Here is a 14,054-nt window from a genome sequence, read left to right as displayed (position 1 = left end):
CGATAATTTTAAGGATAAACCGATGAGTTAATGGGCGTTTTTAACCCACCACAAAGGATTAGCCAAAATTGGGATGATGGGTTACGGGGGATGAGTAATTCATCGTTAGGTGTCAAGAGTTAAATGCCGCCTAACCCACAAGCGATGACAACTTTACTCAAAAAAAAGGGTATTCTAGTTATATCGTTATTAAATATCATCCCACTGGAGATAGAGGAAGAAATGCTATTTAGATTAATTGGTTTAGCTTTGCTATTGCTTGGAATATATTTACTCGGACAAAATATTTACTTTACCACCAATGTATCACCCTATTGGTGGCGCGGCATTGCCGCAGATGGTTCTATCCTATTTTTAACAGGGGGTATTGTCGCCTTGTTTTTCTTTCCCTCTGGGGTTAAAAGTGTAGGGTGGATGTCTTTATTAATCGGAATTTTATTGGTGTTTATTAGTAGTCGTGCCATTCTCAATCCTACAAGCTTGTGGGAGTTTTGTCTATCTATAGCCTGTTTTATGGGAGGTTATCAGTTATTAACTACCGGTCGTCTTAATCTTTAATGATAATTGTAGTCGCATCTTTTAAAAGTGTTACTCTACCTTTATTCCAATTATTTAAAAGAGGGTCTCTCAAAGCAGAAGTTAGGGCGGCAAAGTCATTTATCCTTGGGTATCAAAAGTTAAAGCCGCCTCACCTACCCGACGAATTTTCCTTTTAACCTTTACCTAAACCATTCATTTTGAGTGTAGCCGCCAAAAACGCCCATTTATCAGCCACTTCTTCAATCATTTTCGCAGTGGGTTTACCGGCACCATGTCCGGCTTTAGTTTCAATGCGAATTAAGACCGGGTTTTCTCCTTGATGAGACGCTTGCAAAGCTGCCGCAAATTTAAAACTATGGGCCGGCACCACCCGGTCATCATGATCAGCAGTGGTTATCATAGTAGAGGGATAAGTTGTACCCGGTTTGAGATTATGTAAAGGAGAATAGGCATAAAGAACTTTAAATTCTTCCTCATTTTCCGGCGAACCATATTCAGAACACCAAGCCCAACCAATGGTAAATTTATGAAAGCGTAGCATATCCATCACCCCTACAGAAGGTAAAGCCGCCGCAAATAAATCTGGGCGTTGTGTCATACAAGCACCCACCAATAAGCCGCCATTACTTCCCCCACCAATAGCGAGTTTTTCCGATGAGGTATAGTTATTTTCAATTAACCATTCGGCGGCGGCAATAAAATCCTCAAAAACCGTTTGTTTTTTTAACTTCATACCGGCTTGATGCCATTCTTCGCCATATTCGCCGCCCCCTCGTAAATTAGGCACAGCATAAACCCCTCCCATCTCCATCCAGACAACATTACTAACCGAAAAATTCGGCGTTATCGAAACATTAAAGCCGCCATAAGCGTAGAGATAAGTGGGGTTATTCCCATCTAGCACTAATCCTTTTTTATGAGTAATAAACATGGGGATTTTTGTCCCATCTTTACTGCTATAAAAAACTTGTTCAGTCACATAATCATCCGGGTTAAAGTCTACCTGCGGCTGACGAAACAGGGTACTTTTTCCACTAATGAGATCATAACGATAAATAGTGGAGGGCATGGTAAAGCCGGTAAACATATAAAAAGTTTCTGTATCGTAGCGCTTTCCGTTGAATCCGCCTACACTTCCGAGTCCGGGTAATTCTACCTCTCGCACCAATGACCCATCTAAGTTAAAAATTTTAATCGAGCTATGGGCATCTTTGAGATACTCTACCACAAATTGATTATTGAGAAGGCCCACTGATTGAAGCGTGTCTTCTGTTTCGGGGATAATTTCTTGCCAATGGTTTTTATCTGGGTTATTAATATCAATAGCAATTACCCGACCTTTAGGTGCCATTAAATCCGTCTGTAACCAAAAAATTGAGCCTTCATGATCAATTACACTATAATTGGCTTCAAACTCATTAATTAACTCAATAACGTTGGCCTCGGCATTTTGTAAATCTTTATAAAAAATTAAGTTTTTCTGCTCAGTCCCTTTCCAGACACTAATAATTAAATAGCGTCCATCTTCTGTCACTCCTCCATTAAATCCCCATTCTTTTTGATCTCGACGTTCATAAATGAGAAGATCTTCAGATTGAGGAGTTCCTAAACGATGATAATAAAGCTTTTGAAAATAATTAAGGTCTTCTAACTTAGTTTTTTCATTCGGTTCATTGTAGCGGCTATAGAAAAAACCTTGATTGTCGTGAGTCCATGCCGCACCGGAAAACTTCACCCATTTGAGATGATCGGCTAAATCTTCGCCGCTTTCAATATCTTTAACTTTCCATTCTATCCAATCTGACCCCGAAGTTGATAACCCATAAGCCAGCAAATTTCCGTTTTCACTAACGGCTAATCCCGACAGAGCAACCGTGCCATCTTCTGAAAAAGTATTCGGGTCTAATAAAACTCGCGGCGTATCATCTAAAGACTGTAAAGTATAGAGAACACTTTGATTTTGTAGCCCATCATTTTTAAAATAAAAATAACGCTCACCCTGTTTAAAGGGCACACTATATTTTTCATAATCCCAAAGTTTCGTCAGACGTTCTTTAATCTGATCACGGGCAGAAATTTGCGCTAAATAGGCAAATGTCACCTGATTTTCTGCTTCTACCCAAGCACGAGTTTCTTCTGAATCGGGGTCTTCAAGCCATCGATAAGGATCAGAAACTTCAACACCGTGATAAGAGTCTACTTGATTGTCTTTGCGGGCAAGGGGATAGTTAAAATTGGAGTGAGTTGATACCATATTTTGAGGTTATTGACAACTTAAAATATTATAATCGATCACCTAGCCGTGTCACAAATATTAGATAATAGAAAAGCCATTGCTGAATTTTTAATATGTTAAACGAAGCCTTACCAGATGCTTCAGAAATCAAAGCATTATTTGATCGCATTGCCCCAGTTTACGACCAAATGAATAATTGGTTAAGTTTAGGGCAACATCGAATTTGGAAACAGATGACCGTTAAATGGAGTGAACCCCGTCCTGGGGACCGGGGGTTAGATGTCTGTTGTGGGAGTGGGGACCTCAGTCAACTGTTAGCGCGACAGGTGGGGAAAAAGGGCCAAGTTATCGGAGTAGACTTTTCCCCTCAACTTTTGGCGATCGCCCGTCAACGAGCCGCCCTCACTAGCCCTCATCTTCGCCTAGAATTTGTAGAAGGGGATGCCCTAAAATTACCCTTTGAGAATAACACTTTTCATTGTGCTACGATGGGATATGGACTACGCAATGTAACAGATATTCCCCTTTGTCTGCGAGAGTTACATCGTGTTCTGTCGTCAGGAGCCAAAGTAGCGATCTTGGACTTCCATCAACCCCAAGGGCAACTGATGCAAACCTTTCAACAGTGGTATTTAAAAACCATTGTGGTATCCACTGCCGAACGTTTGGGGTTAACGGCGGAATATGCTTACATCACCCCTAGCTTAGAACGATTTCCTACAGGCCAACAACAAGTTAAACTCGGGCTAAAAGCCGGATTTAGCCATGCAATTCATTATCCCATTGCTGGTGGCATGATGGGGGTGCTAGTCCTCACTAAATAACGCTTAATTTTCAATTTTTAATTGCCTTGGAACTATCAACGATATGGACAATAGCACTTCCCCCTATTACTGGGGCAATTATTGGCTATTTCACCAATGATATAGCCATCAAAATGCTATTTCGTCCCTACAAACCTATCCTAATTTTTAAGCGGCGCGTACCTTTTACCCCGGGTTTAATTCCCCGCAACCAAGAAAGACTTGCCCAACGAGTATCTGATACCATTATGGGGTCTTTACTTACCCCAGATGAAATACAAAACTTAGCGCGAAGATTACTGAAAACTGAACGAGTCCAAGCCGCTATTTTATGGTTATTACAACTATTTTTAAAGCAAATTCGCGCTGATAAAGAACAGAAAACCGCTAAAATTTTAGCCGATATTTTAAGAGATTTATTTGGGCAATCCCTCCCGAGACTCTTAAAAGTATTAGCCCGTCGAGAGGATTTTTTAGAAGATCAGATCAATCATATTTTTGAGCAAATTTTACTCGAATTTAAGTTGACTGATGCTCAAGCGCGGCAATTAGCAGATTGGCTAATTGATAGTGTTATTCCTCCGGATATCCTCAGACAAGCCTTAATAGACTTTCTCACTGACCGCAATATTCAAGTCATTGATGAAGGTTTCCGCGAAAAAACAAGCGGCACTTATTGGGTGGTGGCCAATATATTTGGACTACGTAATACCTTAACGCGCTTAAGGACATTTTGTCTCGATGAGAAAGAAACCGCTAATACTCGTCTAAAAGAATTATTGCTATCTCTAGAAATGCGTAACCGTTTAAGAGACTGGTTAAAAAGTTTGTCTCTACAAAATTTGCCGATTTCTACAGTCCGTCAACTCCGTAAGACTACTCGGGATACCGTTCGCTTATACATTCAAGAAAGCGGTTCCGAATTTTTACAAGAGTTTGGTCAATCTATTGATTGGGAAAAATTATCGATTGTGATTGTCAATCGTCTCCAATCTTCCACAACTTTTACAGGGTCTTTAGATCTGATTAGCCAAGAGTTAGCCTTAATTTTGGAACGATATTTAGAAGAAGATTTAGAAAAAATTGTCAGCGAAGCGATTCCGATTTTATCAATTGATCAGATCATTGTTGAGAAAATTGTCGCCACTTCTCCGGAAGAATTAGAAACGGCAACCGAAGGAATTGTTAAAAGCGAGTTACAAGCTATTGTAAATTTAGGAGGAATTTTAGGTTTTTTAGTGGGAATTATTCAGACAATAATTTTGTTAGTGCGTTGAAGGGTTTAAAAATATGATCCCCCTGCCGGGGGATTTATCGATGTTAATAACGGAAAACAGCCGCTAAGGATGCGCCATCAGGTACCTGTTCCGGTTCAACCGCGTAGACTGTACCGCCATTAAGAAGCGTTTGAACGGCGGCAGAATTTAATAAATCTTCGTCTCCGGGTTCAGGTTCAACATGAATTTGTAACTGGTTAGCTTGGGGGTCAAAATTGCCCCATTGTTGTTGTCCAACCGCGACAAATAATTGCGCCACACGACCATAATAAGCGGCAGAAACCACTTCAGTTAAATCATTAGAAGCTTGTCCGAGTCCGATTAATTCTTGATACTGGTTGATGGCTGTTTGTTGATCTTGAGTAAAGTAAGGCTCTACAATTGGCCAGGCTAGAGTATGTAATTCTTCTGAATCGAGCGTTTTTGGGCTGCCGGTAATAGCATCTTCAAGCAGATGTTTATAAGTATTCGCTTCTTTGTAAATGGGTAAAAGATAGTCAACTCCCATCAACACTAACGGCGCTCGTTTATTAGTAAGATATTTCTGTACCCCACTGTCAAGCTGAAGAAAAAATTGCAGAATATTACGTCGATTATCATCGGTATCAGGACTTCCTTGGCCGTGAAACTCTCCCGCTTGTTGAAAAGGATTATTTGTTCCGCCTTTTGAGGTTGAAATGCGATTTTGTAGGGTATTTTCTGGCGTATCGTATTGTAAAGCCTCATCCATATTCTGGGGGACATCTTCCATCTCGATTTCTTTAACACTATGGCGAGTTCCCGCAAATAGTCTCACTTCCTTTTGACTTAAGGCGAGGATATAAAATTCTCCATCTCCTGTCAGTAGCGGCATTAAAGGTTTAAGATGAAACTGATCAGCTACCACCACTAACTCTTCAAACTGAAGGGGTAAGCGGTAGTAATGCAAGACGTTTTCCGCTATAAAAATCGCTAAACCTTGGTCTTGTTGCTGCCAAAACTCTTCTTTATCTAAGTCTATTGCCGCTTGCAATAGATTTTCAGCATTTGTGCTTCCCAATTGGTATTGTTCTTCTAAATAATTCTCAGCTTGTCTAATTAAATTTTTAAACCGGATCGGATTTTGTCGGATTTCTGGCCCGGCTTTGCAAGTCGGCATATAAATAGAGACACATAGTCCTTGCGGCTGTTCCACTAAGGTTTTCAGTTCATCAATTGACAACAAACTCATAATTTTAACTCGGCTTCAACAAGGTTTTTTCTTAACGGTTTTTATCAAAAATTTTTAAATGGTTTAAAACTTACGCTAGACTAATTTACCTCCTAGTTCACGTAAGTTTTTTTTCTTTATTTCCTTAAAGAGTAACGAGAGTTATTTGAACAAATCTTCTTTCTTAAGACTGAACTGAGGTGAATGCTTCTAACTCTTCGGTAAGATTTAAGTCACTATTGCTCCTCCTTCACTTCCCTCTTTTCGTCGGAGAGGGGAAACAATTAATCGGAAAAAGATTTGATTAGCTCGCTATTTTTGGCTCAAAACTTAACAAATCTGTATATTTATTGACACTTCCTACAGGAGATTAACATACTGGTTATCAGTTGAGCCTTACTTAAAACCCTTTTCCATCCATGAATAATAAGCACTTATACTTAGGAATTTTAACATTAACAGGATTGATAGTCTTGACTCTCATCTCACAAGTCAAACCCGATCCAGTTTTAGGCGATACAAACCCTTCAACCGTAGATCAACTCAGGCACAGAGAACCACAACCTTTAAGATGGCTTTTAGCCGCTAGTGAAGAAGAAAAAATCCGCATCCAAGTGTATGAACAAGCTAGTCCGGCAGTGGTTACCATTATGACATCTGATGCGATGGGTAGCGGTTTCATCGTTTCCAATGATGGGTTAGTGATCACCAATGCTCATGTGGTTAGGGATGCCACCTCACCGGTTAAAATTGTTTTAGCCGATGAAAGAGAAGTCGTGGCTGATCTTGTGGGTTTTCAGGGACAAGGGTTAGATTTAGCCGCCTTAAAAATTCGCAATCCTAGTAATTTAAAAACATTGCGTTTAGGCGATCCAAAAGCGGTTAAAGTCGGACAATCAGTCTATGCAATTGGGACTCCTTTAGATCCTCAACTTCAAAATACTTACACCAGTGGAATTGTGAGTCGTGTCGATCATAAACGAGGATTTATTCAACATGATGCCGCCATTAATCCGGGTAATTCAGGAGGACCTTTACTCAACTCTAATGGTGAGGTAATTGGCGTTAATACCATGTTAATTAATCCCAGTGGCAATACGAATATTGGTATTGGTTTAGCCATTTCCATCGCCGAAGTACAACCCTTTTTAGTCGCGCTACAAAAAGGCGATAGTTCAATGATTGCTCAACAACCCCCTCAACAAGAAACCGAAGAGACGACCACCATCGCTCAATTACCTGTTGACGGTCAACCGATCAGCGCAACTCTCAAAGCCGGAGATCAGGTGTTACCCAATAATACCTATGTTCATTTGTATGCTTTTCAAGGTCGCAAAGGTCAACAAGTGGTTATTGAAATGACCAGTAAACAAATTGATCCATCTCTATTTTTATATTTAGCGGATAAAGAATTATTAATTGAGCAAAATGATGATGAGTCAACGTCAAATTTTAATGCTAAATTAGTAGCGACTTTACCGGAAGATGGACTTTATTTAGTTTTAGCTAATGCTTATGAAGCTGGAGAAACAGGCAGTTACGAATTACGGGCAATTGTTAAATAAAAATTTTTTAGAGTTCGTGGTTGAAGTAGATTCCACTTGAAAAACTGAACCAAATATAAAAAAGTAGATTTTTTCTAGGAGGACAGACCTTATGACACTGAAACTTTGCACAACAGGACTGGCATTCATAGTAATGGCGCTTGTTCAAATAAGCGAAACAATTCCACAAGCGATAGCACAGCAACGGGTAAAGTTTATTTGTGGGACAAGTTTTGATGCTTCTCGTAACCAGCGTTTCCCGGCTACTTTAGCCTGGACACCAGCCAGAAAACAACCCATTATTGTTTGGACGAAACCGGTAGCAAACTACACCCCTCAACAGCGATGTGAAGAGGTTTCTCCTCGCTTTCAAGAAGCTTATCAAACAGGAACATTACAATTCATTACTAATGGGTTTATGCGGGGTCAACAGGTTATTTGTGCCGCCAAAGGTTATAGACAACCTTGTTCTACTTTATTAATGACTTTACGACCCGGTGAAAATTCTTTAGAAGCATTAAATGAACTACGAGATATTCTTAATGGTCGTCAAGTCGGCCCGGCACAACATAGTTCTGGAACTCCCCAAATGTACTACGAAATTAACATAGACGAAGTTCTCAAAAATGCTCCCGTTGAAAATGAGTAAAACATAACCCTCTTGTCAGTGTGGGGAAATAGAGAACATAATAATTCTGTTGTCCTTGCTGTTTCTTCCCACACGGCCACACTCATCTTCATAAAAAACTATCTTTATTCATCTGCTAAGTAGGTGGACATAAATAAATATCTCTGTGTTAAAATTAGAATAATAATAACTGAAACTAGATGAAAAATGCTCAGCTAATAATTTTATTAATTTATCTATCATTATTTGACATCAAGCCGTCTTTATCGTTAACCACTTTCTTACCCATTACCACCTCAAAAGAAATCTCTACCATATCCCCTCCCGCTAACTCCCCTGAAACTGATAACAATTTAACCTTTGCCGAGGGAAGTATTAAAGTAATTGATGGGCAGATTTGCCTGAATGAAGTTTTACAAAATGAATTAGACCGGCAAATAGAGGAAGCCAAACAAGAATTAAACCGTTTAAGAGAAACCCTTGCCCTAGATTTTACAGAAGAATTGGGATTTGCCTATTTTCATCAGGGTCAAAACCGATGGAGACTTAGATTTACTTATGGGGGCTTACTGCTGAAAACTTCGGCTAAAATTTCTCTTCCCACTGAACAAATATTTCGCTTAAAAGAGGTATTTGATCATACAGAATGGATAGAAGTTAAAGGGATAAAATATAAGACGACTGGTTCAATGCGGCAGTTAGGACCGATCCTGCATGAAGAATAATTAATAATAAGTTATACAGATGATTTATTCCCCCTTCCCTCCTAGAAAAGGGGGCTAGGTCTTTTTTTTGCAACAAAGGAGTAAACGATTAAACTAACAATAACCCTAAAATCATCCCACTCAATAAAATAAAACCGATCCAAACATTCTGAGCAAAAATTTGTCCATAAGCCACCCTAGGAATCTCATTTTGACGCAGGCGAATATATTGCCCAACCCAAGCCACCACAGCAATTAACCAAGCACTCCAAAACACCATATTTAAGTGCATTTCTACCCCCACACAAGCCAATAAACCGGCTGTAGCGGCAAAAAAGAAACCGATAGCATCAGCCGCATAATCTCCAAAGAAGATCGCACTGGAATTGATCCCAATTTTTAAATCATCTTCGCGATCCGAAAGGGCATAAACCGTATCAAAACCGAGAGTCCAAAAAATCGTTGCTCCCCACAGTAACCAAGTAGAAGTTTCTAACGAACCTGTAACAGCACTCCAGCTAATTAACACCCCAAACCCCCAAGCAATAGACAACACTAACTGAGGAATGGGAAAAAAACGCTTCGCTAGGGGGTAGCCAATAATCACCGGCACCGCCGCCACACACAACCAAAAACTCAGGGAATTTAGATAAAATGCTAATATGGCCGCACAAGCTAGAGCAATAAAGGCAATAATGATAGCAACCCTCACCGACAAAGCACGGGAGGCAATGGGGCGGTTACGGGTTCTTTCCACTTGCGGATCGATATCGCGGTCCCATAAATCATTAACCACGCAACCCGTCGCACTGGTGGCTAAAGTTCCTAAAATAATAACGCCCACCAAAGGTAAAGGCGGAGTCCCTTGGGCCGCCAAAAATACTGCCCACAAAGCAGGAATCATTAAAATGAGTCGTCCTGCGGGTTTATCCCACCGCAGCAAGCGAATAATGGTTAACCAGGTAGGTTCTAAAGCTTGTTGTGATTGAGTCATGTGAGTTTGTTTCCGGATGAATTAACTGATGTTAAGTTCTGTATTTCCACTAAACATTTAAACATTATCAATAGCGGCCAGCAATAAAGCCTGTTCCTTGCCCCAGCCGCACCAGGAGCCTTCATCGCCGGTCATCTGGATTTGATTTCTGATTGTTTTGTAAAAAATATGTGAATGTTTTTGAAAAATTATACAATTAAATTAAAATACTTATATTTTCAAGTTACGAGAGTACAAATGCAGTTATTTTTTCAATCTCCCGATGCAAAAACAAAAAAACCTGAAAAATCTAAAACCGATGCTTCAAGAGTCCGAGAGCATTTAGCCAATGAGCGAACCTATTTAGCCTGGATGCGAACCGCCATTAGTTTAATGGGGTTTGGAGTCGTTATTTCCCGCCTTAAAAGCGCTCATGCGGCTTTGGTGCTTCGTTTTGGTTATGCATGGAAGTTAGGATTAGTTTTTGCCATCGTTGGTTTGTTGACGGTGTTACTATCTACTCAGCATTATTTCGCTGTTCGACATGATATTGAAGAAGATACTTATGAATTTGCCGAGCGCTGGCTCATTCTTTTAAGTATTACTGTAATTCTCTTGGGAACGGGAATTATTTATTTAGTCGCCACGAGTCCCTAAGTCAAATCATGGGCATTAAACTTCTAGAGTTTGGTCACTGTTACAGTTGAGCATGATTAAACTCATACTGCTGACTATTAAAGTTAAGATAATTAAGGCAGGATTTTCTAAAGTATGACTTTCGATTAAAATGGTTAAACCCAACCCAATTAAAACAAAGGGAACTAGATAGTTACCGTAACGAGTCAAATTATCAGCAATGACCGGCACACGAGTTAAGCCATAGGCCACATAACACCAAACACCTATTAAACAGAAAAATACGCTTAAAATAATTAGAAGATTTTGCGGAGTACAATGGGCAAATAGAGGTACATAAATTCCCACATTATCACCACCATTGGCCAAGGTAACTGCTGCTACTCCATAGGTTTGAGGAGATAAAAAATTCCCCCAAGCAGAATGTCTTTTAGGTTGAGAAAGGGTAGGTTTTTCTTCTGATTCGTCGTTGTCTCCATTCAGTAAACGATTAATCCCTATGGCTATGGGTGCAAGTCCTAATAATCCAATCCAAGACTCAGGAAGTAGTAAGCCGCCAAAGAAACCTGTCAAACTAACTAGCACTAATGCCATAACGCCTAAATATTGACCGATGACGATTTGGCGACGGGAAAACAGGGATTTTGCCTGAGAAAAGAACAGCATTAAAATCAGAATATCATCTAAGTTTGTGGCACTGAAAGCGGTTATTCCAGTAGCAATTGCCGTGATTATGTTAGTCATTTTTCTTGGCTTAAGGTTCTAAGATTTCAACAGTTTACTTGAGGGAAAAAAATAGGGTATGGTAGGCAATGTCGGTCAATATTTTGGATTTTTTATCGAGAAATCTTTATCGATATTGCCCACCCTACTATTAAATAAGACCATCTACTTATCCAAGTTCATTGGATGAAGGCCTAAAAAGGGATTTTGTGAAGCGTGAGTGAAAAGACCTTGGTTGATTTGAGGGGTAGAACTGTTAGCATTTACAGTAAAATCCACTAAAAAGGGTAACTCAAAATTGGGAACGACAGTTTCCGCTTTTTCTTTTTCCATTGCCGACCCGGCTTTGGCAGGTAAAACAACAACTTTGATTTCATTGGTGGCGGCTTGCTGTTGCTTCAGGATTTCCATCATTTCTGATAATTTCTGAGAGTATATCTCATCCATTTTTGCATGCAATAGTTCTATATTAGAAGCCGCTTGTAAATTGACTTCATGATTCAAGGAAGCATTTTTACGGTCTTCATCAGATTGACGATTTTGACTCATTAAAACAATGGGGGCTGTATAAGCAGAGGCAAAAGAAAAAACCAAATTCAGTAGAATAAAAGGAGATTCATCCCAATGAGGAAGTCCAGGGGTTAAATTGATGCCAACCCACCCCGCTAAAATGGCACTTTGTCCAATCAGAAACGGCCAAGAACCCACCTTAGAGGCTAGTCTATCCGCTAACTTTTGTCCGAAAGTTAATTCTTGTTTTTCGCTTTTTTGAGCTTTAGATTTGAGGGATTTTTTGGCTACATTCAGGGCGGGTTTGTTTCTATGGTCGTTATTCATTTTGGCAGTAGAGTTAGATAAAATCATGGCAAATTTCCTAACAATTCAAGTTTTTTCTATACCTTCACTTTATTCTCATAAATCAATAAAAGCAAATAGTCTTTTTTCTTAATTTAATAAATAAAATTGATGATTTTTTTTCAAATCCTTACTCCTAAAGCTCTTACCCTATTTGTGTGATAAAATGAAGACCTCACCCTTTAAGGGCGGAGTTTAAATTAAGCTCACTTTCTCTGTGAGTGGCATCAAGTACAAAACCACTTAAACTCACCATACTTTATCAAGTTAATTTGATGCAAGTTAAGACTTCTTCTGACTTAACCACTGTTCTAGCAGGTTTTCATGCTTTGTCAGACCCAATCCGACTTAATATTCTAGATTTATTACGCTCTCAGGAATTATGCGTCTGTGAGCTATGTGAACAGTTGGATCTCGCTCAGTCTAAGCTTTCTTTTCACCTCAAAATTCTCAAAGAAGCAGGGCTACTCATGTCACGTCAAGAAAGACGTTGGATTTATTATCGTCTTAATTTGGCACAATTTATCGTTTTAGAGCAGTATTTAGCCGACTTTAGGCGCTATGCTTCCCTATTGCCCGCCCGTCCCTGTCCAGACTTAGAAGATTAGCCTTGTACAGGCATGGGTAAACCCTTAACATTTTTTTACTTTGACATATCAAAAAAAATTGATATAAATGGTAAGCTTAGTATTAAGTCAACCTACTTGAGAGAGGAAACAAGCGCAGAGTTTTCCCTACTGATCAACGCTTGTCCTTGCTGTATCTCCTATTGTTTTTGTTTATGGCTAATCAGAATTTTCCCATCAATCCAAAAGCCGTCAAGGCCGGAGGAACCCTCAGCGTTTTTGAAAAATATCTCACTGTCTGGGTTATTTTGTGTATTCTTGCCGGTATTGCTTTGGGGCGATTTTTCCCGGGGGTTGCTCAGACATTAGATGCCATGAGTATCTATCAAGTTTCTCTTCCCATTGCCATCTGTCTTTTTTTTATGATGTATCCCATCATGGTTAAGATAGATTTCTCTCAAACCGTCAAAGCCGCCAAAACCCCTAAACCTGTCATTCTGACTTTAGTAGTAAACTGGCTAATTAAACCGTTTACGATGGTGGTATTTGCTCAGTTTTTTTTAGGCTGGTTGTTTCTGCCCCTCTTAAAAACCACAGAATTTATACACGGACAGCAAATTACTCTGGCTAATTCCTATATTGCCGGTTGTATTTTATTGGGAATTGCTCCCTGTACGGCGATGGTTTTGATGTGGGGCTATTTATCTTACAGTAATCAGGGACATACTTTAGTGATGGTAGCTGTTAATTCTTTGGCCATGCTTTTTTTGTATGCACCGTTAGGAAAGTGGTTACTGTCTGCTAATAATTTAATCGTCCCCTGGCAAACGATTGTCTTATCGGTTTTAATTTATGTCGGGCTTCCTCTCGCCGCCGGTATTTATAGCCGCTATTGGATTTTTAAACATAAAGGGCGGGAGTGGTTTGAAAGAAAGTTTTTGCATTATTTAACGCCGGTTGCTATCAGTGCTTTACTGATTACTTTAATTTTGTTATTTGCCTTTAAAGGAGAATTAATTGTTAGTAATCCTCTGCATATTTTGTTAATCGCTATTCCTTTATTTATTCAGACCAATTTCATTTTTTTAATCAGTTATGTAGCGGCTCAAAAACTGAAATTCACTTATGAAGATGCCGCGCCGGCGGCTTTAATTGGAGCGAGTAATCATTTTGAGGTGGCTATTGCTACGGCGGTCATGTTATTTGGCTTAAATTCGGGAGCGGCTTTAGCGACGGTTGTGGGGGTATTAATTGAAGTTCCGGTGATGTTAATGTTGGTAGAAGTTTGTAAAAAAACCGCTTTTTGGTTTCCCAGAGAACCCGAAAAAGCCAGCTTATTAGATCCGCGTTGTATTAGTTCAATCAAGTAAATAAGGAAAG

The 14,054-nt window shown here is 39.6% G+C and carries 14 protein-coding genes; 9 read left to right on the top strand and 5 right to left on the bottom strand.

Translation table 11 applies throughout. The features are described from left to right. Positions 1–222 precede the first annotated feature (222 nt). Positions 223–558: a hypothetical protein gene (locus tag CYAN7822_RS25980; protein ID WP_041934026.1), complete on the top strand. Its 336-nt coding sequence runs from the start codon at positions 223–225 to the stop codon at positions 556–558. A gap of 154 nt (positions 559–712) precedes the next feature. Here CYAN7822_RS25980 and CYAN7822_RS25975 read toward each other — a convergent pair whose 3' ends face one another. Further along, on the bottom strand, positions 713–2,794 hold the full coding sequence (locus tag CYAN7822_RS25975) for a prolyl oligopeptidase family serine peptidase (protein ID WP_013325238.1): 2,082 nt from the start codon (positions 2,792–2,794) through the stop codon (positions 713–715). A gap of 95 nt (positions 2,795–2,889) precedes the next feature. Between CYAN7822_RS25975 and ubiE the strand changes: the two genes are divergently transcribed. Both ubiE and CYAN7822_RS25965 read left to right on the top strand, forming a co-directional pair. Continuing rightward, the gene (gene ubiE, locus CYAN7822_RS25970; protein ID WP_013325237.1) at positions 2,890–3,600 is read left to right on the top strand and encodes a bifunctional demethylmenaquinone methyltransferase/2-methoxy-6-polyprenyl-1,4-benzoquinol methylase UbiE; all 711 of its coding nucleotides are present in this window, start codon (positions 2,890–2,892) and stop codon (positions 3,598–3,600) included. Between the two features lie 26 nt (positions 3,601–3,626). Then, positions 3,627–4,856 (top strand): DUF445 domain-containing protein, encoded by a 1,230-nt coding sequence (locus CYAN7822_RS25965; protein WP_013325236.1) that lies wholly within the window; start codon positions 3,627–3,629, stop codon positions 4,854–4,856. Between the two features lie 43 nt (positions 4,857–4,899). On the opposite strand, the gene CYAN7822_RS25960 is transcribed toward CYAN7822_RS25965, so the two are convergent. After that, positions 4,900–6,066: a baeRF3 domain-containing protein gene (locus tag CYAN7822_RS25960; protein ID WP_013325235.1), complete on the bottom strand. Its 1,167-nt coding sequence runs from the start codon at positions 6,064–6,066 to the stop codon at positions 4,900–4,902. A gap of 398 nt (positions 6,067–6,464) precedes the next feature. Here CYAN7822_RS25960 and CYAN7822_RS25955 point away from each other — a divergent pair, with 398 nt between their 5' ends. From CYAN7822_RS25955 to CYAN7822_RS25945, 3 genes are all read left to right on the top strand, one after another. Continuing rightward, positions 6,465–7,610, top strand: coding sequence for a trypsin-like peptidase domain-containing protein (locus CYAN7822_RS25955; RefSeq protein WP_013325234.1), 1,146 nt, complete (start codon positions 6,465–6,467; stop codon positions 7,608–7,610). A 91-nt stretch (positions 7,611–7,701) separates the two neighbouring features. Continuing rightward, the gene (locus CYAN7822_RS25950; RefSeq protein WP_013325233.1) at positions 7,702–8,238 is read left to right on the top strand and encodes a COP23 domain-containing protein; all 537 of its coding nucleotides are present in this window, start codon (positions 7,702–7,704) and stop codon (positions 8,236–8,238) included. Positions 8,239–8,417: 179 nt separating this feature from the next. Continuing rightward, entirely contained in the window at positions 8,418–8,942 is a 525-nt protein-coding gene (locus CYAN7822_RS25945; protein ID WP_013325232.1) for a hypothetical protein, read from the top strand. A gap of 88 nt (positions 8,943–9,030) precedes the next feature. Here the strand turns inward: CYAN7822_RS25945 and CYAN7822_RS25940 are convergent, their stop codons facing one another. Next, positions 9,031–9,915 carry a 4-hydroxybenzoate solanesyltransferase gene (locus CYAN7822_RS25940; protein ID WP_013325231.1) on the bottom strand — a complete coding sequence of 295 codons (885 nt, stop codon included), beginning with the start codon at positions 9,913–9,915 and terminating at the stop codon, positions 9,031–9,033. 237 nt (positions 9,916–10,152) lie between these two features. On the opposite strand from CYAN7822_RS25940, the gene CYAN7822_RS25935 reads away from it, so the two are divergent. Beyond that, a complete protein-coding gene (locus CYAN7822_RS25935) occupies positions 10,153–10,551 on the top strand; it encodes a YidH family protein (RefSeq protein WP_041934025.1) in 399 nt (132 codons plus the stop codon). A 15-nt stretch (positions 10,552–10,566) separates the two neighbouring features. Here the strand turns inward: CYAN7822_RS25935 and CYAN7822_RS25930 are convergent, their stop codons facing one another. Both CYAN7822_RS25930 and CYAN7822_RS25925 read right to left on the bottom strand, forming a co-directional pair. After that, complete coding sequence (locus CYAN7822_RS25930; protein ID WP_013325229.1) at positions 10,567–11,274, bottom strand: cadmium resistance transporter; 708 nt, start codon at positions 11,272–11,274, stop codon at positions 10,567–10,569. Between the two features lie 144 nt (positions 11,275–11,418). Beyond that, entirely contained in the window at positions 11,419–12,117 is a 699-nt protein-coding gene (locus CYAN7822_RS25925) for a DUF1003 domain-containing protein (protein WP_013325228.1), read from the bottom strand. A gap of 266 nt (positions 12,118–12,383) precedes the next feature. On the opposite strand from CYAN7822_RS25925, the gene CYAN7822_RS25920 reads away from it, so the two are divergent. Both CYAN7822_RS25920 and arsB read left to right on the top strand, forming a co-directional pair. Continuing rightward, positions 12,384–12,716, top strand: coding sequence for an ArsR/SmtB family transcription factor (locus CYAN7822_RS25920; protein ID WP_013325227.1), 333 nt, complete (start codon positions 12,384–12,386; stop codon positions 12,714–12,716). Positions 12,717–12,889: 173 nt separating this feature from the next. Next, a complete protein-coding gene (arsB, locus tag CYAN7822_RS25915; protein ID WP_013325226.1) occupies positions 12,890–14,044 on the top strand; it encodes an ACR3 family arsenite efflux transporter in 1,155 nt (384 codons plus the stop codon). Positions 14,045–14,054 lie beyond the last annotated feature (10 nt).

Source organism: Gloeothece verrucosa PCC 7822, from assembly GCF_000147335.1.
Classification (GTDB): domain Bacteria; phylum Cyanobacteriota; class Cyanobacteriia; order Cyanobacteriales; family Microcystaceae; genus Gloeothece; species Gloeothece verrucosa.
The sequence above is the reverse complement of the archived record's forward strand: the minus strand, read 5'-3'. Positions and strand labels throughout refer to the sequence as shown.